The sequence below is a fragment of the Odoribacter sp. N54.MGS-14 genome (assembly GCF_000980295.1).
Taxonomy (GTDB): domain Bacteria; phylum Bacteroidota; class Bacteroidia; order Bacteroidales; family Marinifilaceae; genus Odoribacter; species Odoribacter splanchnicus.
This window is the reverse complement of sequence record NZ_LARL01000016.1, coordinates 13,659-37,827: the sequence shown is the minus strand read 5'-3', so window position 1 is coordinate 37,827 and position 24,169 is coordinate 13,659. Positions and strand designations below refer to the sequence as shown.

Here is a 24,169-nt window from a genome sequence, read left to right as displayed (position 1 = left end):
TGTTAAGAAGTAAATATTGCTTTTACACTTTCGGTATACTGCTGTAAGCGGGTAGACTTTTTAATCCGTTTCAATAACTTCCGGTCAGTTTCAGGCAAAAAATATTCCCACAAGGTCTTCATCTTCACCAGCAATTGAGTTTCTCCCTGAAGTACCTGGGAATAGGCTGAAAAAAGCTCTTCATGGAAGGCAAAATATATTGACATACGTTGTTCGGGTAAAAAAGTTTCATTTCCTTTAAATTCCTTAGCCAGCAAAGGCGAAGACAACAATCCACGACCGATAAAAACGCCCTTCAGCAGGGGAAACCGAATCAGAATTTGTCGGATATCCGACAAAGATTCAATACCACCATTGTAGTAAAGCGGATGCTGGCAAAGCTCATAGAAACCCTGAAATGCTTCTAAATCCGGATGGCCTTTATATTGTTGTTTGCCGGTTCGGGCATGAAGAGCGATGCGGCTAAGGCGAAGGGTATTCAACAATTCAACCAACACCATGCATTCGCTCGCATTTTCCCAACCCAACCGCATTTTCAACGAAAACTGAATTTCCGGATACTCTGCAATGGGAGCCAGTACCTCCGCTACCTGTGCGGGATAAAGTAACATTCCAGCCCCTTTGTGCTTACCGGCAATCATCGGGAAAGGACAACCCAGATTAATATCGATCTGCCTGTATCCCTTCTCTCCCACTGCATCGGTCAACAAACGAAATTCATCGGCACTACCGGGAAGAATCTGAGGAATCAAGTCAGCAACCGTATTCGTTTCAGGTTCTATATCCCGGAGATCACGCTTGCGAAGAGCCCCTTTTTCTACCCGGATAAAAGGGGTATAGTACACCTCCACCCCACCGAAATAGTGAGCGAAAGCATTTCTATAAATCCGGTCTGTATAACCCTGTAGAGGAGAAAAATGAATAGAATATCTATCGGAATCCATAAAATCAATTTCGTTTGCAACAAAGGTAATATCTAAACACCGAAAAAATAACAGTAAACCACTAAAAGTCCTGTTTTATTTATAGAAATGATTTAAACCTCTTATTTTCGTGAAATTTTCTTTAGCAGCAGGATAGCGAAAGCCAGATAATTCCAAGATGTCCGGCTGGAAACAGTAGTGTCAAACCGGTTTAGAACCGTTCTGAAGCTATCCACCCAGGCGTCGGTCCGCTCTATGTAATACCTTTCGGCATACAGTTCGTCGTCCACCAGAATATCATCGGCGTTGTCCCTTCGTTTATTGGCACGGATGTTCGTGATGACTTCCTTCTTTCTCAATACGTTGCGCAGGACATGTCCAATTCAGTACGGTAGTTGTCAAGTAGCTGAATCCATACGGATTTCCATTTGCCGCCCTTGCTCCATTTCCTGTAATGATGGTAACAGCCCCGTATGTCAGTACCTTGACGCTAAACAAGGCCTCTACCGGAAAAAGCGACCATTGGCAGCCTGTCTTGAGTTTGTGCAAAATGGCGTTTGCCACCTCAATAAGGCAACTTTGAGTGACATAACCATGTTTTGCTGTGGAAAGCCAGAGCAATATTTGGTCACCTATAATATAAAGAACATTTCTATTTGTACGCTGTATTTTAATATCTTAATGCATTTTTAAGAAACTAACATAAGTTCAAATCACTTCAATAAATGAACAATAGATAATCAATAAGTAAATGTTTGAAAAGTGTAAGGAAAAACTTTTCAAATTACTGGCATTCATCCATCTTTTGCGGAATCAGGCGGTGACGTTTGGAAAACGGAAAGAACAGGTTGTCTGTATGAATTTTAAAATTTTAATGTTAAAAAATAATTTGAATATGGGATATTGCATGTATTATACATATATTTGTAGGCATATAAAATATGATATATACATGTATATTACAAAATAATTAAAAATTGTATGCAAAATCAAATTGATACTTTAAGGCAATTAAACTACGAATTGATTAAAAACCTGGGGTTGTTCAGGCAGCGGGCAGGGCTTTCCTTCGGACAACGTCACACACTATACCATATCAATGCCCATCAAGGACTGTCTATTCAGGAACTGGCAGAGCTTTTACAGGTGGATCACTCCACGATGAGCCGGAATGTCAAAAAGCTGATGCAGGCGGATTTGGTGGAAACATTTCAGGACGATGCCGACAAAAGGCGTAAGATGATTGCCTTGTCTGCAGTAGGCCGGCAAGTGTTGGACGAAGCGACGGAATCCATCAACCTCACCATTTCCAATGCTCTGCAATCACTTGATGAAGATGAAATAGAGAATGTCATTACAAATCTCAGAAAATACAGCAAAGCCCTGGAAGGGGTTCGTTGACAATGTTTTAAATTCGAAAACAGACAAAATATGGAAAAAGGAACATTGGTGCTGACACGGAGTGATATTCAGAATGCCCTTTCTTTGGCAGAATACTTACCTGTCATTGAAGAGGCACATGCGTTGCATGCACAAGGGAAGGTGTATGCGCCGGATTTACTACATGCGGATGTCAGGAACGGAGAATTTCATTTGAAGACAGGCGGAATATGTTATGGGAATGAAGAATATTATGGAGTAAAAATAAACGGAGGCTTTCCGGGAAATATGGAAAATTACGGTTTACCTAGCATTCTGGGGATTATCTATATATGCGATGCCCGGAACGGAAGTCCTATAGCCATCATGGATTCTGTAACTATCAGCAAATGGCGGACCGGGGCGGCGACAGCCGTGGCTGCCAAATACCTTGCTCCTGAAGGGAGGGTTCAATTAGGCGTATTCGGTTATGGCACACAAGCGGAAATCCAGGCGAAGGCCTTGTCATTGGTGAGACCCATTGAGATAATCCGGGTAAGCGGAAGAAATGTGAGAAAAGCGGAATCGTTTTCAGTCAGGCTGCAAAAAGAACTCGGCATACCGGTAATCTGCTGTTCCGGGGAAGAGGCTGCCCGGTGCAGCAACCTTATCGTAACAGCCACTCCGGCACACAAGTATTATATCCGCAAAGAATGGATACAGCCGGGATGTTTCATTGCCGCAATCGGAGCGGACAGTCCCGGCAAGCAGGAACTGGATCCGCGCTTGGTCGCTTCTTCCGTCGTTGTCACCGACATTAAGGTGCAGGCATGCCGGGTGGGGGAATCACAACACGCCATATCCCAGGGGCTGATGGGTAAGGAGTCCATCTATGCAGAATTGGGGGAAATCGTCACAGGCCGGAAAATATGCCCCGCCTCTCCCGAATCAATCATTATCTATGATTCTACAGGCACAGCACTCCAGGACATCAGCGTCGGAGTGGCAATCGTTAAAAAATTGAAGTCAAAGCACTGTAACAGAATCTGTTTTTAGAAAAAAACGCTTGTTTTTTCTGGACAATAATTCCAATTTTCCGTGTCCTGAACAACACTTTTTCCGATACTTTTCTGTTTCTGTTATCTATTAATTTTTAATTGTTTATATGATTTGTGATTTTTAGGTTTCAACAATTGATTCCGTTCGTTTTCAAGGTCTGCCGTATCCAGAAAAAACGAGCGTTTTAAATTGTCGTTAAACCTTAAAAACTCATGAAAAAGAAACAACTTTACGGACGGGGAGTCCCTATGCTCTGCATAGCCTGCCAACTCACAGTGGCTCCTCTGTTTTTTTCAAGTCGTGTGCAGGCAGTCCCGGTCGCTCCGACCATCCTGACGACCGCACAAACACAAGAGATGAGGACAATCAAAGGGATTGTCAGAGATGTCAACAACCAGCCATTGCCCGGAGCGACCATCCGGATTAAGGGTACCTCTACAGGCGTGGTGTCGGATGTGGACGGGAATTATACCATTACCGTACCCGATGACCCGAATACTACCCTGCTCGTGTCGTTTGTCGGCATGAAACCCCAGGAGCAGAAAATTGGCAAATCGACGGCACTGAATTTCATCCTCGAAGAGGATGCCACCGTCTTGGATCAGGTGGTGGTGAACGGAGTATTTGAACGTAAGGCTAACACTTTCACCGGTTCGGTGAGGACTATCGGGAAAGATGACCTAAAGCGCGTGGGGAACTCTAATGTGTTGCAGTCGTTGAAGAATCTGGATCCTTCCATCATGTTCTTCGACAACATGTCTTTAGGCTCGGATCCGAACGCTATGCCTGAAATGGTGTTGCGCGGTAAGTCTTCCATTAATATGGAAGATGTGGATCTGAAGGCGACCTACCAGAACGACCCGAATGCGCCTTTGTTCGTGCTGGACGGTTTCGAGACCTCTCTCCAGAAAATCATGGACCTTGATATGGACAGGGTGGAAAGTTTGACCATTCTGAAAGATGCCTCGGCAAAGGCCATTTATGGTTCGAAAGCAGCCAATGGTGTGATTGTCATTGAATTGAAGAAGAATCCGTCCGGAGACTTGCGCGTCACTTACAATGGAAGCATGGAAATCGAGGCTCCGGACCTCAGTTCGTACGATTTGTGCAATGCTGCGGAAAAACTGGAGGTGGAACAGGCTTTCGGGATGTTCAACGATCCGGGAGCCGATTTCGAATCACAGCGCATGATGATTAAAATGTATAACCAACGCCAGTCGGCCGTCAAATCGGGAATCAACACGGATTGGATATCCAAGCCGTTGCGGTTGGGTGTGGGCAACAAGCATAGCCTTTCTGTGGAATTGGGCGACAAGGCATTACAGGCCATCGTCGATTTGTCTTACCAGAACATCAAGGGGGTTATGAAAGGTTCGGATCGTACAAACATCTCCGGAGCAATCTCCCTGTTGTACAGGCATCAGAATTTTCTGTTCAGAAACCAGTTGACTATCACTTCCAACGAAGCGCACGACTCCAAGTACGGGACTTTCGATGAATACACCAAACTCAACCCTTATTACACACCCTACGATCAATACGGTCATTTGACCGACAACATCGTCCCTTCTTTGGATCCGGGAAACAGTGTCACGGTGAATGCATGGTATGAGGATATTGAATTTGAGGCGAATCCCCTGTACAATGCACAGTTGAACACACTCTTACAGGACAAATACGTCGACATCACCAATAATTTCGAACTACAATGGTTTGTCATGACCGGCCTGAAGGCTACAGCCCGTTTCGGACTTACAGAACAACGCAGCAGGAGCGACGAGTTTTATCCGTCGGATCATCTGAAATTCGCCTCCTACAGTACCGACCGTCTGACGGAAAAGGGGAGCTACGACCTGGAAAACGGCGAACAACATTCCTTGAGCGGTAAGTTCGACGTACAATATAACAAGAATTTCCTGAGTGTGCATGACATTTTTGTCAATGCAGGTTTTGATCTGTCGCGCAAACAGTCTTCCACCAATCTGCAACAGGCAGAAGGCTTTCCGAGCGACAAGATGACCGACATTATCTTTGCCCGGCAATATCTGAAAGATGCCAAGCCCAAAGGGACGGAGGAGACTGTAAAGGATTTCGGTTATTATCTGTCGGCAAACTATTCCTATGACAATCGTCTGAACTTCGACGCCACTTTCCGTCAGAGCGCATCCAGCATGTACGGAGCCAACAGTCGTTGGGGGAAATTCTGGAGTGTGGGAGGAAGCTGGAACATACACAACGAGAGCTGGATGGAAGGTTCCAACATCACCCAACTGCGTCTGAGGGCGACGACAGGCTCGACCGGTTCCCAAAGCTCGGCAGCTTATAACGCATTGGCCTCATACGAATATTTCCTTGACAAGACATACGGAGACCAGTTGGGAGCGCAATTGCTGAACATGCGCAACGAGGATTTGAAGTGGCAGGAGAAAGTGGAGCAGAACTATGGTTTTGACTTCAATTATAAAAACCGTTATTCGTTTACTTTCGAATACTACCATTCCATTACAAACAATGCGGTGAACCCTCTGAGCCTGGCTCCGTCTACCGGTTTCACCACCGTTCAGGAAAACGTCGGAAAAGTATTGAACCGGGGGTTCGACCTACGTGCCGGAGCGACCGTATGGCAACAGCCGGCAGACCGTTCCTATCTGTCGTTCTCCCTTATGATATCGCGCAACAAAAACATCCTGAAGGAAATATCCGAAGCCATGCGTTCCTATAACGAACAGCAGGAGAAACTGGCTACTGAAGGTAATGTACCTGTCCAGAAATATTACGACGGTGTTTCCATGGATGCCATCTGGGCGATGCCTTCCTTAGGGATAGACCCGGCCAATGGCCGCGAAATCTATATCGCGAAAGACGAGAACGGCAATCCTTACCGGACCTATACTTACGATGCGGCCCAGCAGGTCATCTGCGGTGATGAACTACCCAAATTCCAGGGGAATGCCGGTGTCAATTTCGAGTACAAAGGATTCGGCATCAATGCTGTACTGACTTATCAGTACGGGGCCAAAATGTATAACCAGACATTGGTTGACAAAGTGGAAAACGCCGACATGAAATATAACGTGGACCGACGCATCTATACCGACCGTTGGCGCAAACCGGGAGATATCGCCTTGTACAAAGCAATCAGCGAAGAAGTGTATGTGTCCGAAAAGCAGCAGTTCGCTTCAGAGAAGACATATCCTACCTCCCGTTTTGTGCAGAAACGGAACGAATTGAAGATATCCTCCCTGCAACTGTCATACGACTTCTTCCGTCATGACTTTGTGAAGAAAATCGGTCTTGAAAGGATTCTGCTGCGGTTCAATGCAAACGACCTTTTCACCTTTTCAAGCATCGACATTGAGCGGGGAACCTCCTATCCTTTCGCCAGAACGTTCAATTTCTCCTTAAATGTGACCTTATAACACCGAGAACCATGAAAAAGAATATCATATATAGTTTGTCATTGTTCCTGCTCCTTTCCCTGTCGGCCTGCAACCAATGGCTGGAAGTGGAGCCTAAAACGGAAATCAAGAGTGACAAGATGTTTGAGAATGAAACCGGCTTCAGAGATGCCCTGATCGGATGCTACATGATGATGGCGGATTCCACCCTTTACGGGCGGGAATCCACTGTCTGCTTTTTTGATGTGCTGGCACAGCAGTATGACATGGCCACGAACAATCCTTACAACAATCTCAAGCAGTACCGTTATGAAAGCTATACCGGGACCATCGACGGTATCTGGCAAAAAACCTACCGCATCATCGCCAACCTGAACGCGCTGCTCGAAGTGAGCGACGAAAAAAAGGCCATCCTGCATCCCACCACTTACGGCATCATCAAAGGAGAAGCCATCGGTCTGCGGGCTTTCCTGCACTTTGAACTGCTGCGCATATTCGGCTGGGGAAATCTGGAGAACCAGCCTTCCAACCTGGACAAGCTTTCCATCCCTTACGTGACGGAGTATAGCAAGGTGCTCACCAAACAATCTACCGTAAAAGAAGTACTGGGATACATTCACCGGGATCTTGCGGAAGCGGATTCACTGCTGAACTACTGGGATTCTTACGGAACTGCAATCAAAGGAGATGACTATGAGATGGATGAGAACGATCTCTTTTTCAAGGAACGGAAGAGCCGTTTCAATTACTATGCAGTCAAAGCAACGGAAGCGCGTGTGTGTATGTGGGAGGGGAAATACAAGGAGGCTCTGGAGGCCATTGAGGAACTGTTCATGAAGAAGCAGGTTATCCCTTGGGTGGATCCTGAATCAAGTGTGCATGTGGAAGAAAAAATGAGGGATTTGTCGTTTACCGCCGAGCACATCTTTTATCTGGAAGTGAACCAGTTATATAAGACACTCCGTCCTTATGTAGAGCAGTACAAGATAAACGCGGACTTTTCCAGCACTGACAATGAAAAGGTGTTCTATACTACCAAGACCAAGGGGGAAAGCCTTTATGAAATCGCCGATGGGACAGGCGTGTCGGATATCCGGTATATGCGGTGGTTTAACAAGACGGAAGCAAAAGCCTGGACTTTTCTGAAATTCTACGAACCGGCAGATTCAGAATCCAGGGCAAAAAACAAGATGCCCTTGATGCGCAAACCGGAGATGTACTATTATGCGGCGGAGTGCTATAACAACCTGAACAATCCCCAAAAGGCAGTCGACGCACTGAACGCCGTGCGGGTGGCCAGAGGCATCCTATATGAGAAAAACCTGCCCGCCTCCTTGAGCAAAGAGGAAATCAGCCGGGAAATACAGAAAGAATGGCAAAAGGAGTTTGCAGGAGAAGGGCAATTGTTCTTCTATTACAAACGATTGGGGCTGAACATTCCCAATGCCTCCTTAGGTGCCGGCGATGCCTTGTTTGTTCTACCCCTGCCCGAAACGGAGGTTGAAATAGGAGGACGTGAAGATTATGGCAATAGTATCAATAAATAACACAAGAACGGTTATGAGAAACTTTATTTTTCAGTTAATCATCATAGCTTCCGCCCTGTTTGCAGGGGTCTCCTGCTCCAAGGAGAAGGTGACGCTGTATACGGAAGCTCCGGGAATCTACTTCAACGGATTCTCCACCACTTATAATTTTACGGAACATCCTGAAAATGTGGAAATCGGATGTGACACTGTCAATATCCCTTTCCTCATTACCGGGAGTGCGATGGATAAAGAGCGTGTGATTAAGGTGAGGCTGTCACCGGAGGATACAATTACAGCCGAGGAGAGTATGTATGAACTCCTGTCGGGGAGTGTCCCCGCAGGAAGTTATCAGGGGCAGTTGCAGGTGAAAATAAACTACAGTCCGTTGCTGGACGATTCCGTCTATGTGACCAGACTGCGGGTGGTGGCCACGGAAGATTTTCCTGTCACGGATTTGAACGGGAGGGTTTTCAGCCTGTATATCACCAATAAAATCGGACGACCGGCCAATTGGAGTCAATTAAATAACTATTTTGGGGAGTATTCCGACTCATGGTACCGTTTCATTTTAGATGCAACCGGGCTTCCCTCCCTCCCCTATTGGTCTCCCAGAGGCAGTGCGGATCCGAACAATCCCGATCCGGAACGCTGGACCATGACCGGTACAGAGGTAAAAGCCTACGCCGCTTTGGTGAAAGAAAAACTGACCGAATACAACAATGAGCATCCCGGCAACCCGTTGAAGCATGAAGACGGAGAATATAAGGGACAGCCGGTCACCATGCCTTAAATCATCACCTAAAAACTCAAAGTCATGAAGATAAAAACATTACTTGTAGCCCTATTGGGAAGCCTGTTTCTGGCTTCCTGTTTCGAGGACGACTCTTCCTTGAACTATAAACTGATGAACCCGATTGTCATCGATCTGGGTGATGAACCGACCACCTATAAAGTTTTCGCATTCGACACCTTGGAGATAAAGCCGATTACTTACAAAGAAGGCGTGCCGGACGCAGATCTCTCGTTCAAATGGACCCTGGAAGGCAATACCATTATTCCTAAAGTCATCGATTCCACCATGACCCTGAAATACATGGTCGATGTCAGTGCGCAAAACAATGCCTACAAACTGGTGTATGAAGTGAGGGACAATACCACGGACATCATCCAGGAACAAGTGTTCGATGTGACGGTGATGAGTCCGTTCGGGAGCGGTCTGATCGTGTGTGACACAAAAGACGAGATGACTTCCGATGTGTCGCTGATCATGGCATACAATTTCACCGATAGCTATCACAAAGAACAGGATACGGTGATGCGGAATCTGTTTTCGAGTGTCAATGGTCGGAAAATCAATGGAGTTGCGACAGCCGTCCGTTCTACCACTTATCAGGTCAACCGTTCGCTGACCATCGGGACCGACCACACTTTGGACCGGGTGGACCCTTTCAATTATTCCTATATCGACGGCAACGGCGACATGTTTGTCATCGATCCCGGCCAGTACAATGTGACTACCATTGGCTATGATCCGCAAATAGGGGCAGAACTTCTTGCCATTACCGGCAAAATCTATCCGAGGAGCATGCAACAAGACAACAAGGTGTATTCCTATTATCTTCAGACCAGCGATATGTCCGACTATTACATGGGCATTTTCTACCGTCCGGCCTGGGAAAATGGAATCGGGTTTGACGAGAAAAACGGACGCTTGTTGGAATTTGACAGCGACGACCAGTTGAAAGTGTTCAACAGTGCCAAGCTTCCCGCCGACGCCCCTTTCGATCAAAACAAACTGCAGGGTTTTACCTGCCTGGCCATGTTTTCCGGTGACGACAGCCAGATGCACATCATCCTGAAAGAAAAAGACCCGAAAACAGGGAAGGCCAAGACCAACGGGAAAATCTATTCGTATATAACTTTACGGACTTATGACCCTGAGACTGATAATGGGAAACCATTGAAAATTATCGACCTGAACAGTTTTCCCGAGATTCAGGACGCACGCTTTTTTGAGGGGACGGAAACCCAGAATGTCATTTATTATGCCACTTCCACCAAAATCTATTCCATCAACCTGGCTATCGCCAATCCTCTTGTGACCCTTGAATATACGGCGCCCGAAGGAGAGGAAATCACTTCCATGATGGCATGGAAAGAATATCAGGGAAAAGTGGACTACACCAATCCCAATCCGAACGCGGATGCCGACGATAAGGTGATAGAGGTAAGCAACAACAACCGTATGATTGTATTGTCGACCTACAATCCCTCAAGCCGGGAAGGGTTCGTCAGGACTGTCGCCATCGCCACCCTGGGTACGGGCACTTTGGAGAAGAACCGGGAACTGCACGGCGAGTTCGGAGGATTCGGCCGCATTACAGCCACCAATATACAGAAAGCGTTCTAAAAACACAGAATCATGAGACATACACTATATTTATCAATTCTCGTATTGTCGTTAGTGACGGCATGTACTAAAGAAGCCGATATGAACATAGCAAAAGAGTCGGAACATACTGTCAAGAAGAATCTGTTCCGGGTAACCAGGATAGAAGGACACAATGACCATTGGGGTGATTACATTTGGATTATAAATTACAACAAGGAGCAGATAGAGAGTGCTTTCCACATTGATACAGAGGGGGACACCATTGGCAACTTCGGGATATCCAACAACTCGGATATCAATTATGAAATCGAAGTCAATGATTGGATTCCCAAGATTGACAGCGATTCCATCAGTCGTTTGGACCAATTTCTGAAAAATAAGTACGGGGCAGGGAATTACAGTCTGAAAGACAGCATCCCGCTCGTTGGGAGGGTTTTGTATAGCCAGAAGGTCGATCTGTATGAGGACGGACGGATCAAACGGCAAAGCGTCGTGCATTACACCCCGAGGGAAGATGTGGGTACAGGCGAGGACTTTGACAACTCCTATCTGAAAACTTACAGGACAATCAATACTTATGAATACAATGAAAACAGCAATATCTGCATCAACCGGATTTATCATGATGTTTACGACCCGGAAGACATCCATCAGGAAACTTACGAACGCACCTTGCATAAATACGAAACATTGTATGAAGGCGACAGAATCACTTCCATCCTTTATATGACAGCCCCTGCCGGAGAGAACTGGATTGAACAGGACCGTTATTCCTTCACCTATTCCGGTAATCTGTTGCAATCCGTCAAAAGCAACGGCAGAACCCTTGAATTCACATACAACGGAACGGTTCCTGCCACCGTCACTGACGGGGAAACACAATATACCTACAAATTCGACGGAAATGGAAATGTGACGGAAATAAACGACGGACAAGGAAATTTCATGAAAATAACCTATGAGTCCGGGCACGGAAATTTCAGTGTCTTCACCCCTGTTATTGACCAAATGTTAGGGAAACCTTTCATCAAGTAAAAAACAGAAAAAGGGATTGCCGGAACATGTTTTGGCAATCCCTATAAATACACTATTTGTTTAACCTAGCAAAATTAATGATTATGAAAACAAATTTGCGAAAAATGATTCTATGGACAATTGCTTTGCTCGCAATCAGTATTATGACGACAAGTTCTGTAAACCCCGGTTATGATGAATTTGGTAATGACATTAATGAATGTTTGGAAGATCCTTGTCCAGAAGGCTATACATGTATGAATTTGCCAGGAAGTTTTTTGTGAGAAGCTCCAGATGGTGAAATTATCGAAGGAGATGGAGATTCTAGTAGTAAAGGTTATAAAGTGCATGATGGTGATTGTAGTTTCAGCGCATCTATAGATGCAGATGGTTATGTGACTATTTTGGGGATTAGAAAATTTGTAGGTCTCAATGCAAAGGGAGTATATAAAAAAACATTTTATGGAATCAGAAGAGATTGTGAATTGAATGGCACTTTTTTATGTAAACCTCACACTTGTGCAAAATTTTGGTTAGATATGAAATAATAATTTGTGAAGTCGGGAGATTCCCGACTTCAATTATGGTCAAAATGCTATGATTATGTCTAATATAAAATATTGCATTAGGATAGGAATTTTGTTTTTAGCCGGTATTATCGTTTTCGGTTGTAATGAAGACAGACAGAATGAAAAGGATTCCGATATATTTCAAATCAATATTCCTCTGACATCCGGGGATAAACCCTTATTTGCCGATTCGCTGTTTTGTGGGAAAGAAATAGTGCCCCTGGAAACAACTCCGGAATGCCTGATTTCCCAAATTGACAAACTGGAAATTGCGGATGATAAACTGTATCTGTTGGATGACGAACAGGATTTTATATTCATTTTCAGTAGACAAGGAAAATTTATAAACAAAATCGACGATATTGGCAGAGGACCGGAGGAATATTACGAACTGTCTGATTTTCATATTGACGACAGCCTGATATACGTGACAGTAGGGAGCGGAAGAAACAAGGTCATATGCTATGACCTGAACGGTGTTTACCAAAAGTCATTTGCAACAGGATATCCTGCTCAAAGAATTACAACCGATTCGAATTATATCTACGTCTATTATAATTTTTGGAACCGGAACCGATATAATGTGGGGGTATATGACAAAAAAGAAAACAGATTGGTCAAATGTTATAAACAGTTCCCTAAACAACAAGAAGGGGTCGGTAACAATACACGTTGTTGGACAAGTTGTAATAACAAAGTGTATGCATCATTTCGATACGAATATAACATCTATGAATTAACTCCTGACACTTGCCGTATCATTGCAAGCATTGATTATGGGAAAAAATACATGTTTCCCAAAGAATGGCACACCTATTCCTACCAGCAAACCAATAATTATAGGGAAAATACAGGAGGGGTTTTGCATTCTCCTGTTGTGTATGGCTGCTCTTCTCTTTTTATCACCCCAAAGAGGACTGTCTTCAGTTTCGTGCACAATCATCATATCAATTTGTGTATCATTGATAATGAGACAAAGGATTTCCGATTCGGCGTGCCATGGCCTAATAAATATTACTGGAATATTTTTGGAAGTTCGCCTGTTTATATGACTGACGAGTATATGGTAAATTTTACAGAAGCATCATCTATTGTTTCCTACCGGGAATAAAAAGGAAAAATACCTGATTTGGCTCAAGAGTGGGCTCTAAATATTAAGGAGGACGATAACCCTTGTCTTTATTTTTATAAATTGAAGAATTGAGTATGAAAAATACCGAAAAAATAACAGTAAACCGCTAAAAGTCCTGTTTTATTTATAGCTTTGCCTGGTAATCATACCTTTAAAATTCATTTTATGAAATATTTTTTCATGCTATTTGTTTGCCTGACGTTAAGTCATTTCGGTTATACCCAAAATGACGATCGGGGTTATATCGTAAAAGTGGGTGATAAAGCACCCGACATTACTATCACTTATACGGACGGAACCCGGAAAAAGCTATCCGATTTCCGCGGTAAAATCGTCATGTTACAATTTACAGCCAGTTGGTGCGGAGTATGCCGTAAAGAAATGCCTTTCATCGAAAAAGACATTTGGCTGAAACACAAAAATAATCCTCATTTTGCCCTGATCGGTATCGATCTGAAAGAAAACCGGGAACAGACAATACAGTTTGGCAAGGATTTAAAAATCACTTATCCATTGACCTTAGACCCCGAAGGTAAAGCCTTTTACTCCTTTGCTGCCCAGGGAGCCGGAGTCACCCGAAATATCATTATCGATAAACAAGGCAAGATAGTCTTCATGACCCGTCTCTACGATCCGGAAGAATTCGGGAAAATGTGCGAGGTCATCGACCGATTGCTGGATTAACCTTATCTCCAACTGTCATAATTGACCGCCGCTTCAAGGCGATTTTCAAGTGTATCGGATAATTGTGGGAAAAAATCGATGTTTGTGAGCCGTTCTACGGAATCCACAGTCACTGCATAATCCCGCAATTGCCTTTTTTCTTGGGTATTGGGAAGAACAAAAGCAATCATTTGCCGGGCCCCGGGAGCATAAACTACTTTGTAGAAAAAACCGGGAACGGTAACTCCAGTCCGACCGATTTTTCCTTTATTGTCTTTAAAAACAGGACCGGTGACAATATAAATCCGTTCTTTCTCTCCCCAATCCCGAACTTGCTTTTCCAGGCTTTTCCATATTCCCCGGTTAAAAACCGGCAATTGAGGAGAAATATTCGACATCAAAAAGGTTTCCTCCATCGCCTCAGCAGAATGAGTCATATCGGCAGCGGGGCATAAATGTCCGCGATCGTATCCACTTTTAGTGTAATCGGAAGGCTTCGCAGATCCGGAAGGTACTTTTTTATCTTCCCTAAACCGGTCTGTACGCTCGGCCACCCTTTCTTTTCCTTCCGATCCCAAGATATAATACACCCAGTTGGCTTGTTTATGCCGGCTATTGAAACTAAGCGTATAATAAGTATGACGAACAATTTCTCCCTCATCCGAAGGAAGCAATTCCGTATATTCAAACAACCTCTTTGCTTCATGCAAAGAGGCTGCTCCAATTTCTTTATCCGAAGTCCGGGAGACATAAAACCCCCAAACAATTCCCAAGCCTAACAAGCCACCAATAAGCCTTGTCCAACGCCGGGAATACCTTTTTTTCCTGTCATTTACTAATCAGCTTGTACCCCTGTACCTTGTGCTTCAATCGCTTTCTTTATAGTTACATCATTCTGATAGAGAATCGGATAGAAACCATCGTCGTCCAATACATGCCGCCCGATAAAGGCTTTGATTAAAGAATTGAGAACATCATAAGAATCCCGGATTCCTTTTTCATCCCGTTTCAGTCCTTTAGCCGCTGCATAATCCGCCATCTCATTCACCAGATCGAAACGATCCAAATACTTCAGTAATTGTTTATAATCCTTGATATTTTTAGTTTCCTGACGATGCCGGTCCATAAAATCAAAAGTGAAATCATACAAATACTGATTTTTCCGGTTTACCTCCACCAAATAACGGGAGAAACCGACCGTATCTCCGGGTACGAACAAATCGGGCATGATTCCGCCGCCACCGTATACCGTACGTCCACCAACCGTCTGGTATTTAAGTTTTTCATCAAAATGTATACTATCTTTCTGAGAAAATTCCCCATGCAACAGGCGTTGATAAATATCGGTATAATATTTTTCTTTTCCTTCGTCATAAGGTTTTTGAATGGAACGGCCGGAAGGCACATAATAACGGGCCACCGTCAATCGTAAAGCCGAATTATCCGGCAACAGCCTTTGTTCCTGCACCAACCCTTTACCGAAAGAACGGCGTCCGACGATATTTCCCCGGTCATTGTCCTGTATCGCTCCGGCAAAAATCTCGCTGGCCGAAGCACTCGCCTCGTCGATCAAGACCGTCAAAGGCAATTGTTGATATTTCCCCTTGCCATTGGAATTATAATCCATCCGGGGAGAAGCTTTTCCCTGCGTATATAAAATCAATTTTCCTTCAGGCAAAAATTCATTGATCATACGGATTGCAATCGGAAGAATCCCTCCTTCATTCTCGCGCAGATCGACGATCAACCGCTTCATTCCCAATCCTTCAAGCTTAGCCAGAGAAGCCATAAATTCATCATAAGTATTCATCCCGAAGGTTTTCACCTTGATAAACCCGGTCGTATCGTCGAACATATAAGCCACATCCACACTTTTGATAGGAATACTTCCCCGGGTGATATTTTTGATCAACGGCTGTTTTTCTCCACGGCGGACAATCGTAAGCTGTATGTCGGTACCGATTTCTCCCCGCATCAGAGACATGATTTTATCCGTATTCATATTCCGGCCCGCGACGATAGAATCGTTGACTTTCACAATCCGGTCACCATCCTGCAACCCGGCAGCTTCTGAAGGTCCACCGGGAACTACTTTGACGACAGTCACCGTATCCAGATATTTATAAAACTGGACCCCGACTCCACCGAAATTTCCCACCATCTCTTCGTTCACCCGCTGCATATCTTTAGCCGGAATATAAACCGTATGCGGATCGAGATCATTCAATATCTGAGGGATAGCATCTTCCTCGATTTTATGTATATCCACCGAATCCACATAGGAATAATTGATCATATTCAGAATATAATCCAATTTACTACCTATCATCCGCTGCCCCATATTTACAGGCACTTCTTTATGATCCAACAGCGAATTGATCCCCATCCCTAAAACAATAGCCAAGGCAATAACCACCGGCAAGACAATTGCTTTCAATTTATTGTTGTACATATATTACTTCTTACGTTTTCCGATAAAATCAATCATCTCATAAAACCGGACTTTCCTTTCTTCAGGAACTTCTATTTTATCCAAAGCAATCCGGCTTTTTTCAAGATAATCGTCCACTTTAGCCCTCAGGACCTCTTTTACTCCCGAACGATTGTATATTTCTGTCACTTCCTTGATCTTTTCCTGAGGATTGAATTTTTCTTTCACGACCCACTCTTTCAATAAAGCCTTATCTTCTTCAGAAGCCAACTCAAAAGCTTTGATCAGCAGATAAGTCTTTTTGTTACAGAGGATATCCCCACCGATTTTCTTCCCGAACTCTTCCACGTCTCCGTAGACATCAAGATAATCGTCTTGCAGCTGAAATACCAACCCCAGGTATCCACCGAAATCATAGAGCTCTTTGTATTCATGTTCAGGAGCGCCGGCAATCAAAGCACCGTGACGCATACTTCCGGCAATCAATACAGAAGTCTTCAGGTAGATCATCTGGATATATTCTTCTTCCGTTACATCGTCCCGGGTTTCGAATTCCATGTCATATTGCTGTCCTTTGCAAACATCCATCGCCACCTGGTTAAAACCATCGATTACCCGGCGTAAATAAGGATCCTCACAAGTCTCGATATACTTATAAGCCGTGATAGCCGCAGCATCACCACTCAAAATAGCCACATTACTATTCCATTTTTTATGGACAGTCTGACGTCCCCGGCGTAATTCGGCATCGTCCATGACATCGTCGTGCAACAAGGTGTAATTATGGAAAATCTCAATCCCGATAGCAGATTTTAAAGCCTTCCCGATATCGTCCCGGTACAGGTTATACGCCATCAGAGTCAGTACAGGCCGAAGTCGCTTTCCCCCGTCTTCCATAATATATTTGATCGGTTCGAACAAAGAATAAGGTTCTTCTACATATTCTTGCTTATCTAATTCAGCCTTAATAATTTCCCGAAGTTGTTCAATCGTATACATCATCTCCTTTCAATTTAGAAAGCTGCTAAATTAACAAAAGAAGCCGGAAATTCATCGGAAAGCCCGGAATTTTTACAACAACAGGATAATACCTCCATTAAAAAATATTTTTTACAAAAAAGTGCCCGGTAAACCGGACACCTTTTTATTCATACGATTACTGACGGATTATTTACAATTTTCGAGTATTTGTCCGGCAACCTCAGCCGTTACATCCCGATCTTCTCCAAAAGCGACCTGACGTTGCGTAAAACGCTTCTGAATCTCGAGAATTGTCTCTTCCCCGATTCCGGCATCCCCTAAGCGAGTAGGTAATCCGAGACTTTTGAAAAATTCTTCTGTTTTTTGAATCGCCTTATCAGCTCTTTCTTCATCGGTTCCTTGATCGATATGCCAGATCCGTTCGCCATATTGCACGAGTTTAGCCATTTTTTTCTGTTTCAATGTACGCCATAATCCCGGTAGGACGATAGCCAATGTTGCTCCGTGGGTCAAACCATGTAAAGCCGTCAGTTCATGACCGATCATATGGGTGGCCCAATCCTGCCGTACTCCCATAGCAACAAAGCCATTGAGTCCCATTGTAGCACAAAGCATAAACTCGGACATCAGCTCATAATTATCCTGTTTACGAAGAACCTCGGGAGCGATCTCTATTAAAGTATGGACAATTCCTTCCGCCCATCTGTCCATGAGGCGGGATTGTCCCGGAGTGGTCATATATTGCTCCATGACGTGCACAAAAGTATCGGCGATTCCACAAGCGACCTGATAAGGAGGCAAAGTATAAGTAACCGTCGGATCAAGAATAGAAAAAACCGGATAATTAGAATAGAAAGGATATTTTTCGGCTGTTTCTTTCCGGGAGATCACAGCTCCGCTATTCATTTCCGAACCCGTAGCCGGCAAGGTCAGGACTGTTCCTAAAGGTAAAGTGTGCTTCTCACAACCTTTCAACACCAAATCCCAGGCATCGCCTTCATACAAGATACCGGCAGAAATCAGCTTCGTACCGTCGATCACCGAACCACCGCCGACAGCCAATAAATAATCTACCTTTTTCTCTTTTCCCAATTCGATAGCCTTACGCAGCGTCTCGATCTTCGGGTTAGCCTCGATCCCCCAAAATTCCGTCACCTCAAATCCTTTTAAAGCTTCTTTTACCTGATCATAAACTCCGTTTTTACGAACACTTCCTCCTCCGAAAGTCACCAGTATACGCTTTCCGGCAGGTATTTCTTTCGCTAACTGTCCGATCATCCCTTTACCAAAAATCAGTTTGGTCGGATTTTGAAAAATAAAATTCTCCATAGTTTCTATATTATCGATTATCTGTTTTATTAAATCACTCTGACAAATATACCGAATATCCCACAATTAAAAAATATTTTATATCTTCGTAAAAACAAACAAACTATGGAAATCACACATCTTCCTGAAGACAATCTGTTTAAGACAGTCGTGGACGGCTACACGGCCTACGTCACTTATATCATCCGGGACGGCAAACTGGATATCCGTCATACCATCGTCCCCCCCGAAATCGGAGGCCGGGGGATCGCAGCTCAACTAGTAAAAGCAACTTATGATTATGCCCTGCAACATCACCTCCAGCCTATCGCCACTTGCTCCTATGCTGTCGTTTGGCTGCAAAGGCATCCGGAATATCACGGCCACCCCGGAAAAGATTACGGAGGATGCAGCAGTTGTGCTCTGTAATCGCAAATGAATTTTCATAGAATTCAAAATTCCAACAAAACAAAAAGAACCGGGTTCTTCCGATTCTTTCTGTTTTGTAGCCGAGCCGGGAATCGAACCCGAATCTAAAGTTTAGGAAACTTCCGTTCTATCCATTGAACTACTCAGCCAATTTTCAAGCGCAAAAGTAAGAAATTAATTTCTAATTTCCACGTTTTCCAATTTCCAAATAGTTATTATACCTTTGCTCCACAAATAAAACAGGTATGAAAGTAGTTATACAACGGGTTATTCAAGCCAGTGTCACTATTCAGCAACAGCTACATGCTTCTATCGGACGGGGAATGATGATTCTCGTGGGGATTCAAGCGGACGATCATGAAGAAGATATTGAATGGCTAAGCAGTAAAATCTGTAACTTACGGATTTTTGACGATGAAAACGGAATAATGAATCGTTCTATTCTGGAGACAGCAGGGGAAATTTTAGCAGTCAGTCAGTTCACTCTAATGGCTCGTACCAAAAAAGGTAACCGTCCCTCGTACATCGACGCAGCTAAACCGGAAATCTCCGTTCCTTTGTATGAGAAATTCGTTCAATCGCTTCAGAAAGAGTTACAAAAGGAAATCAAAACCGGCGTATTCGGAGCCGACATGCAAGTCGGGCTAATTAACGATGGCCCGGTAACGATTATAATCGATTCCAAAAACAGACTATAAACCGAGTACTTTATGGAGTTAAAAGAGTTACAGGAAAAAGTGGACGAATGGATAAAATCTTATGGGGTTCGTTATTTTAATGAATTGACCAATATGACTATCCTAACGGAGGAAGTCGGAGAATTAGCCCGTGTCATGGCCCGAAAATATGGAGAACAATCTTTCAAAGAAGGGGAAAAAGATAACCTGGCAGATGAAATGGCAGATATATTATGGGTATTGACCTGTTTAGCAAATCAAACCGGAGTAGATCTCACCGAAGCGATGGAAATTAATTTTGCAAAAAAAACGGCAAGAGATCTAAAAAGGCATAAAAACAATCCGAAAATACAATAAGCTTTCACATATTCTTGTTAAATTTGTCCGTTAATGATTTATGGCGGAATCTCAGTATTGTGGTAAGAATTGACTTTTCGGCATTCGTAATAAATATATACCTATTGAAGATTTCATTTAAATTTCACTATGTGGACTAAGATTGCAGGGATTATTCTTCGAAATCGGATTGCTTTTATAGCCGGAGTATTACTCGGAACCATTTTCATGGGATTTCAAGCCAGAAAAATTCAAATGTCCTATGAAAGTGCAGATTTGCTCCCCAAAACAGACAGTGCCTATCTTGACTATACCCGTTTCAGAGAAACTTTCGGGCAAGAGGGGAATGTTATGGTTTTTGCCATTCAGGATTCCGGTTTCTATCAACTGAACAAGACCAACGACTGGATTCAGATGGGCAATGATATCAAAGCCCTTCAGGGAGTCAATGCCTTGATGTCTATCACACATACATTTAATTTACAGAAAAATACCGATCTCAAAAAATTCGAAGTTCTTCCTATTTTTCCTTCTCACATCGAAACACAGGCAGAGCTCGACAGTCTGGCTTATGTGGCCGAACATCTCCCTTTTTATGACGGTATGCTTATCAACCGCGACAAGCATACCTACAATATGATGATCACCGTATCCGCCGAGGTAATGAATTCTCCGGCACGGGTAAAACTAGTACAGGATGTACTGGAAATCACCAAACGTTTTACTGAAAAATATCACCTGAAAATGCATTATTCCGGGATGCCTTATATCCGGGTAATCAATGCCGAAAATATCAAAGGCGAAATGTATATGTTCATTGCCCTATCGCTTTTGATCACAGCTATTATTCTCTATCTGTTTTTCAGGTCTTTCCGGATTGTAGGCTTCTGTGTCGGGATCATCGGGATCAACGTAATCTGGGCCATCGGTTTTATGGCTATGATGGGCATTAAGATTACCTTATTGACTGCCATGTTACCACCTTTGCTCATTGTAATCGGTATTCCCAACTGTGTCTACATGGTCAATAAATATCATGCCGAATATGTGAGGCACGGCAACAAAATCAAAGCTTTGCAGCGAATGATCCAAAAAGTCGGAAATGCATCCTTACTTTCCAACCTGACGACAGCTGCGGGATTTGCTACTTTCATCATCACTTCGAGCCAAATTCTTGTAGACTTCGGTCTCATCGCTTTTATCAGTATCTCTACCGTATTTTTTATCTGTCTGATTCTGATACCCAGTGTTTTCAGTTATTTACCCGTCCCCGATACCAAACAAACCAAACATCTTTATAATCCTTTTATCAACAAAGTGATCGATAAACTGATCTACTTGGTGATCAATCGCCGGCATACCGTTTATTATATAACAATTGTGCTCGTTATTGCGGGAATATTCGGAATCACTTTGATGAAAACCACCGGTTATATGGTGGACGATTTGAAAGAAACCGATCCCATCCGCCAAGATCTGTCTTTCTTCGAGTCGAACTTCGACGGATTGATGCCCTTAGAGGTAACCCTGGATTTCGGAAAACCGAACCAGGTATTCAAATTAAGCAATCTAGAGAAATTGGACCGGTTAAATACCGAACTATCACAAGATCCGGATCTTTCACGGGCGTTATCGGTAGTCGAAGCGGCCAAATTTGCCAACCAGGCTTATTATAACGGAAAAGCTTCTTATTACAAACTCCCCAGTAACATGACCAAAAATTTCATTATGAAATACGTCATGGAATCGACAGGAGGTATGAATGCCATGGCCAATTCCTTTGTCGATTCAACCATGCAAAAAGTAAGAATGAATTTCCGGGTGAAAGATATCGGAACCAAAAAAATGGAAGCTAAAGAAGATTCTCTGTATAAAAAGATAGAAACGATATTCCCGAGAGATAAACATGATATATCGGTTACCGGTTCGAGTGTTATTTTTTTCAAGGGTAACCAATACCTGATCAAAAACCTGTTTTCTTCATTGGCTTTAGCCATCGTCCTGATTGCAGGATTCATGGCCTGGATGTTTAAAAGTAAAAGAATGGTACTGATTGCTTTAGTACCCAATGTCATTCCTCAGATCATCACGGCTGCCGTAATGGGATATTTCGGTATTCCTATAAAGGCATCCACCATTCTCGTATTCAGTGTCGCTTTCGGAATTTCTGTCGACAATACCATTCACTATCTGGCTAAATACCGTCAGGAACTACAGGCTACCAATTGGAGTATCCGTTCTTCGGTAGTCCTGGCGTTAAAAGAGACCGGTCAAAGTATGATTTATACATCTATCATCTTATTATTCGGATTCGGTATCTTCTGCCTGTCTAGTTTCGGCGGGACTTTCGCTTTAGGATTGTTAACCTCTATCACGCTGTTCGCCGCCATGCTGGCTAATTTAATCCTGCTTCCTTCTTTACTATTGACCATGGAGCACAGCATCAGTAAACGTACTTTCCGGGCAGAGCCACTTCTTCAGATTTACAATGAAGAAGAAGACATCGATGAAGATAAGCTGGAAATAGAACATGAAGATAAAGAAAAACAGGACTGAGTATTTACTTAGTCCTGTTTTCCTGTTTACACAGTATCTTACTTTATCATCTGCAAAGCTTTGATTTCCTTCACAATATCGTCCATTAATTGAGAAGCCCCGATCCGGAAATAATAAGGAGTCAGCCATTCACATCCCAGAACATGATTTACGATAGTCAGATATCGGATGGCATTCTGAGCTTTCGACACTCCTCCGGCTACTTTCAACCCGATCCTTTTTCCGGTTTGGGCATAATATTGCCGGATTGCTTCACACATCACATAAACCGACTCCGGTGTTGCATTCACAGGGACTTTTCCGGTAGAGGTTTTGATAAAATCAGCTCCTGCATACGCAGCGATTAACGAAGCATTGAAAATACTTTCCAAGTCTTTCAGTTCGCCGGTTTCCAAAATGACCTTTAACCGGACATTTTCACAAACTTTCCGGATAGCCTTCAATTCGCGATATACTTTTTCATAATTTTTTTCCAGAATATCCCCGACCGAGATGACAACATCGACTTCTTGTGCCCCTGCACCGATCGCCATTTTACATTCAGCCAATTTTATTTCGGTAAATGTCTGGGAATTAGGAAAATTTCCCGCCACTACTGCCGTCTGAATCTCCGTTCCTTTCAATCCCTCCCGAACAATTCCGGCATAATTAGAAAATACACACACAGCAGCGACATCCCGCAAATTAAACTTCTTCAGTTTTTTCAGCAAATCAGCAGTAAAATTCTTTACTGATTCTTCGGTATCTGAAACTTTCAAGGTTGTGTAATCCATACAAGAAACACAAAATTCCAGATTTTCAATACAATAAGCCTGCTTAATCTCTTTTTCTACAACACCATCCAGTTCGAACTGAATTTTTTCGTCCAAGCTGACACAATTGTACGTTGCTAAAATTTCTGATATACCATCCATTATCTTGTTGTTTATTTATCTTATTAAAAGAGGACAATCATACCTCCAAAAGCTTCCGATCGCTTTTGGATAGTTTCGATAACACTAACCGATATGAATTTCCTATCCAGATTCTGAGCATATTATCGCTTACCGAACCATCTATTAGTACGGTATTCCAATATCTTTTGTTCATATGATACCCAGGAAGCACAGCAGGAAATCGTTCCCGCAATTCAATAGCCTCTTCCGGATCACATTTCAGGTTCATTTTTAACTCGCCTTCATCCATCGGAGCAAAACAAAACATCTTCCCACCTACTTTGAAAACCAGTACATCACCCCATAAAATTTCAGTTGTCACAAACTTCAAACTCTGGCAATATTCAGTCAGTTCCTCTATATTCATGGACACAAAATTACATAATGTTTACGAGCTTTTAAACTTTTCTCCCCGAAAATATTTATCTTTGAATGCCGTTTATAAGTACAAGTCAGCAGTCAGAATTAAGTCATTATT

At 43.3% G+C, this 24,169-nt stretch carries 21 protein-coding genes, 1 tRNA gene and 1 pseudogene; 14 read left to right on the top strand and 9 right to left on the bottom strand.

The features are described 5' to 3' along the window. Nucleotides 1-2 precede the first annotated feature (2 nt). Both WS42_RS05425 and WS42_RS15355 read right to left on the bottom strand, forming a co-directional pair. Entirely contained in the window at nt 3-944 is a 942-nt protein-coding gene (locus WS42_RS05425) for a tRNA-dihydrouridine synthase family protein (RefSeq protein WP_022160803.1), read from the bottom strand. Between the two features lie 101 nt (nt 945-1,045). Continuing rightward, nucleotides 1,046-1,598: pseudogene (locus WS42_RS15355) on the bottom strand (transposase family protein). Between the two features lie 306 nt (nt 1,599-1,904). Between WS42_RS15355 and WS42_RS05410 the strand changes: the two are divergent. From WS42_RS05410 to WS42_RS05365, 10 genes are all read left to right on the top strand, one after another. Next, entirely contained in the window at nt 1,905-2,324 is a 420-nt protein-coding gene (locus WS42_RS05410; protein ID WP_013612825.1) for a MarR family winged helix-turn-helix transcriptional regulator, read from the top strand. A 30-nt stretch (nt 2,325-2,354) separates the two neighbouring features. Further along, nucleotides 2,355-3,338 (top strand): ornithine cyclodeaminase family protein, encoded by a 984-nt coding sequence (locus WS42_RS05405; RefSeq protein ID WP_118160679.1) that lies wholly within the window; start codon nt 2,355-2,357, stop codon nt 3,336-3,338. 215 nt (nt 3,339-3,553) lie between these two features. Further along, the gene (locus tag WS42_RS05400; protein ID WP_118160677.1) at nt 3,554-6,760 is read left to right on the top strand and encodes a SusC/RagA family TonB-linked outer membrane protein; all 3,207 of its coding nucleotides are present in this window, start codon (nt 3,554-3,556) and stop codon (nt 6,758-6,760) included. Nucleotides 6,761-6,771: 11 nt separating this feature from the next. Continuing rightward, entirely contained in the window at nt 6,772-8,286 is a 1,515-nt protein-coding gene (locus WS42_RS05395; RefSeq protein ID WP_013612828.1) for a RagB/SusD family nutrient uptake outer membrane protein, read from the top strand. Nucleotides 8,287-8,299: 13 nt separating this feature from the next. Further along, the gene (locus tag WS42_RS05390; protein WP_013612829.1) at nt 8,300-9,058 is read left to right on the top strand and encodes a DUF4843 domain-containing protein; all 759 of its coding nucleotides are present in this window, start codon (nt 8,300-8,302) and stop codon (nt 9,056-9,058) included. Between the two features lie 24 nt (nt 9,059-9,082). Beyond that, nucleotides 9,083-10,678, top strand: a complete 1,596-nt coding sequence (locus tag WS42_RS05385) for a PKD-like family lipoprotein (RefSeq protein WP_022160807.1) — start codon at nt 9,083-9,085, stop codon at nt 10,676-10,678. Nucleotides 10,679-10,690: 12 nt separating this feature from the next. Next, a complete protein-coding gene (locus WS42_RS05380) occupies nt 10,691-11,695 on the top strand; it encodes a hypothetical protein (protein WP_013612831.1) in 1,005 nt (334 codons plus the stop codon). 83 nt (nt 11,696-11,778) lie between these two features. Beyond that, nucleotides 11,779-11,958: a calcium-binding EGF-like domain-containing protein gene (locus WS42_RS05375; protein ID WP_046450816.1), complete on the top strand. Its 180-nt coding sequence runs from the start codon at nt 11,779-11,781 to the stop codon at nt 11,956-11,958. Between the two features lie 319 nt (nt 11,959-12,277). Next, entirely contained in the window at nt 12,278-13,354 is a 1,077-nt protein-coding gene (locus WS42_RS05370; RefSeq protein WP_046450815.1) for a DUF4934 domain-containing protein, read from the top strand. A gap of 201 nt (nt 13,355-13,555) precedes the next feature. Then, nucleotides 13,556-14,059, top strand: a complete 504-nt coding sequence (locus WS42_RS05365) for a TlpA family protein disulfide reductase (protein ID WP_228026239.1) — start codon at nt 13,556-13,558, stop codon at nt 14,057-14,059. A 2-nt stretch (nt 14,060-14,061) separates the two neighbouring features. Here WS42_RS05365 and WS42_RS05360 read toward each other — a convergent pair whose 3' ends face one another. The 4 genes from WS42_RS05360 to WS42_RS05345 form a co-directional block, all read right to left on the bottom strand. Then, nucleotides 14,062-14,811 (bottom strand): DNA/RNA non-specific endonuclease, encoded by a 750-nt coding sequence (locus tag WS42_RS05360; protein WP_229053068.1) that lies wholly within the window; start codon nt 14,809-14,811, stop codon nt 14,062-14,064. Between the two features lie 62 nt (nt 14,812-14,873). Next, nucleotides 14,874-16,490 carry a S41 family peptidase gene (locus WS42_RS05355; protein ID WP_046450813.1) on the bottom strand — a complete coding sequence of 539 codons (1,617 nt, stop codon included), beginning with the start codon at nt 16,488-16,490 and terminating at the stop codon, nt 14,874-14,876. Nucleotides 16,491-16,493: 3 nt separating this feature from the next. Further along, nucleotides 16,494-17,468, bottom strand: a complete 975-nt coding sequence (locus WS42_RS05350; protein WP_046405463.1) for a polyprenyl synthetase family protein — start codon at nt 17,466-17,468, stop codon at nt 16,494-16,496. 168 nt (nt 17,469-17,636) lie between these two features. Continuing rightward, nucleotides 17,637-18,779, bottom strand: a complete 1,143-nt coding sequence (locus tag WS42_RS05345) for an iron-containing alcohol dehydrogenase (RefSeq protein WP_046403364.1) — start codon at nt 18,777-18,779, stop codon at nt 17,637-17,639. A 105-nt stretch (nt 18,780-18,884) separates the two neighbouring features. On the opposite strand from WS42_RS05345, the gene WS42_RS05340 reads away from it, so the two are divergent. Further along, a complete protein-coding gene (locus WS42_RS05340) occupies nt 18,885-19,187 on the top strand; it encodes a GNAT family N-acetyltransferase (RefSeq protein ID WP_022160813.1) in 303 nt (100 codons plus the stop codon). Nucleotides 19,188-19,264: 77 nt separating this feature from the next. Here WS42_RS05340 and WS42_RS05335 read toward each other — a convergent pair. Further along, nucleotides 19,265-19,336, bottom strand: a tRNA-Arg gene (locus WS42_RS05335). 96 nt (nt 19,337-19,432) lie between these two features. Between WS42_RS05335 and dtd the strand changes: the two genes are divergently transcribed. The 3 genes from dtd to WS42_RS05320 all read left to right on the top strand — a co-directional run bounded on the left by dtd (nt 19,433) and on the right by WS42_RS05320 (nt 22,756). Next, nucleotides 19,433-19,885 carry a D-aminoacyl-tRNA deacylase gene (gene dtd, locus WS42_RS05330; protein ID WP_022160814.1) on the top strand — a complete coding sequence of 151 codons (453 nt, stop codon included), beginning with the start codon at nt 19,433-19,435 and terminating at the stop codon, nt 19,883-19,885. 12 nt (nt 19,886-19,897) lie between these two features. Then, nucleotides 19,898-20,221, top strand: a complete 324-nt coding sequence (locus tag WS42_RS05325; protein WP_013612841.1) for a nucleotide pyrophosphohydrolase — start codon at nt 19,898-19,900, stop codon at nt 20,219-20,221. 129 nt (nt 20,222-20,350) lie between these two features. After that, complete coding sequence (locus WS42_RS05320) at nt 20,351-22,756, top strand: efflux RND transporter permease subunit (protein ID WP_046404420.1); 2,406 nt, start codon at nt 20,351-20,353, stop codon at nt 22,754-22,756. Between the two features lie 38 nt (nt 22,757-22,794). Here WS42_RS05320 and deoC read toward each other — a convergent pair whose 3' ends face one another. After that, a complete protein-coding gene (gene deoC, locus WS42_RS05315; protein ID WP_013612843.1) occupies nt 22,795-23,670 on the bottom strand; it encodes a deoxyribose-phosphate aldolase in 876 nt (291 codons plus the stop codon). Between the two features lie 37 nt (nt 23,671-23,707). After that, entirely contained in the window at nt 23,708-24,058 is a 351-nt protein-coding gene (locus WS42_RS05310; protein WP_013612844.1) for an MmcQ/YjbR family DNA-binding protein, read from the bottom strand. Nucleotides 24,059-24,169: the final 111 nt, after the last annotated feature.

Bases quoted from the DNA above. Each gene is read 5' to 3' on its own strand.
- WS42_RS05425 (WP_022160803.1), bottom strand. From the start codon at position 944: ATGGATTCCGATAGATATTCTATTCATTTTTCTCCTCTACAGGGTTAT.
- WS42_RS05410 (WP_013612825.1), top strand. From the start codon at position 1,905: ATGCAAAATCAAATTGATACTTTAAGGCAATTAAACTACGAATTGATT.
- WS42_RS05405 (WP_118160679.1), top strand. From the start codon at position 2,355: ATGGAAAAAGGAACATTGGTGCTGACACGGAGTGATATTCAGAATGCC.
- WS42_RS05400 (WP_118160677.1), top strand. From the start codon at position 3,554: ATGAAAAAGAAACAACTTTACGGACGGGGAGTCCCTATGCTCTGCATA.
- WS42_RS05395 (WP_013612828.1), top strand. From the start codon at position 6,772: ATGAAAAAGAATATCATATATAGTTTGTCATTGTTCCTGCTCCTTTCC.
- WS42_RS05390 (WP_013612829.1), top strand. From the start codon at position 8,300: ATGAGAAACTTTATTTTTCAGTTAATCATCATAGCTTCCGCCCTGTTT.
- WS42_RS05385 (WP_022160807.1), top strand. From the start codon at position 9,083: ATGAAGATAAAAACATTACTTGTAGCCCTATTGGGAAGCCTGTTTCTG.
- WS42_RS05380 (WP_013612831.1), top strand. From the start codon at position 10,691: ATGAGACATACACTATATTTATCAATTCTCGTATTGTCGTTAGTGACG.
- WS42_RS05375 (WP_046450816.1), top strand. From the start codon at position 11,779: ATGAAAACAAATTTGCGAAAAATGATTCTATGGACAATTGCTTTGCTC.
- WS42_RS05370 (WP_046450815.1), top strand. From the start codon at position 12,278: ATGTCTAATATAAAATATTGCATTAGGATAGGAATTTTGTTTTTAGCC.
- WS42_RS05365 (WP_228026239.1), top strand. From the start codon at position 13,556: ATGCTATTTGTTTGCCTGACGTTAAGTCATTTCGGTTATACCCAAAAT.
- WS42_RS05355 (WP_046450813.1), bottom strand. From the start codon at position 16,490: ATGTACAACAATAAATTGAAAGCAATTGTCTTGCCGGTGGTTATTGCC.
- WS42_RS05350 (WP_046405463.1), bottom strand. From the start codon at position 17,468: ATGTATACGATTGAACAACTTCGGGAAATTATTAAGGCTGAATTAGAT.
- WS42_RS05345 (WP_046403364.1), bottom strand. From the start codon at position 18,779: ATGGAGAATTTTATTTTTCAAAATCCGACCAAACTGATTTTTGGTAAA.
- WS42_RS05340 (WP_022160813.1), top strand. From the start codon at position 18,885: ATGGAAATCACACATCTTCCTGAAGACAATCTGTTTAAGACAGTCGTG.
- dtd (WP_022160814.1), top strand. From the start codon at position 19,433: ATGAAAGTAGTTATACAACGGGTTATTCAAGCCAGTGTCACTATTCAG.
- WS42_RS05325 (WP_013612841.1), top strand. From the start codon at position 19,898: ATGGAGTTAAAAGAGTTACAGGAAAAAGTGGACGAATGGATAAAATCT.
- WS42_RS05320 (WP_046404420.1), top strand. From the start codon at position 20,351: ATGTGGACTAAGATTGCAGGGATTATTCTTCGAAATCGGATTGCTTTT.
- deoC (WP_013612843.1), bottom strand. From the start codon at position 23,670: ATGGATGGTATATCAGAAATTTTAGCAACGTACAATTGTGTCAGCTTG.
- WS42_RS05310 (WP_013612844.1), bottom strand. From the start codon at position 24,058: ATGAATATAGAGGAACTGACTGAATATTGCCAGAGTTTGAAGTTTGTG.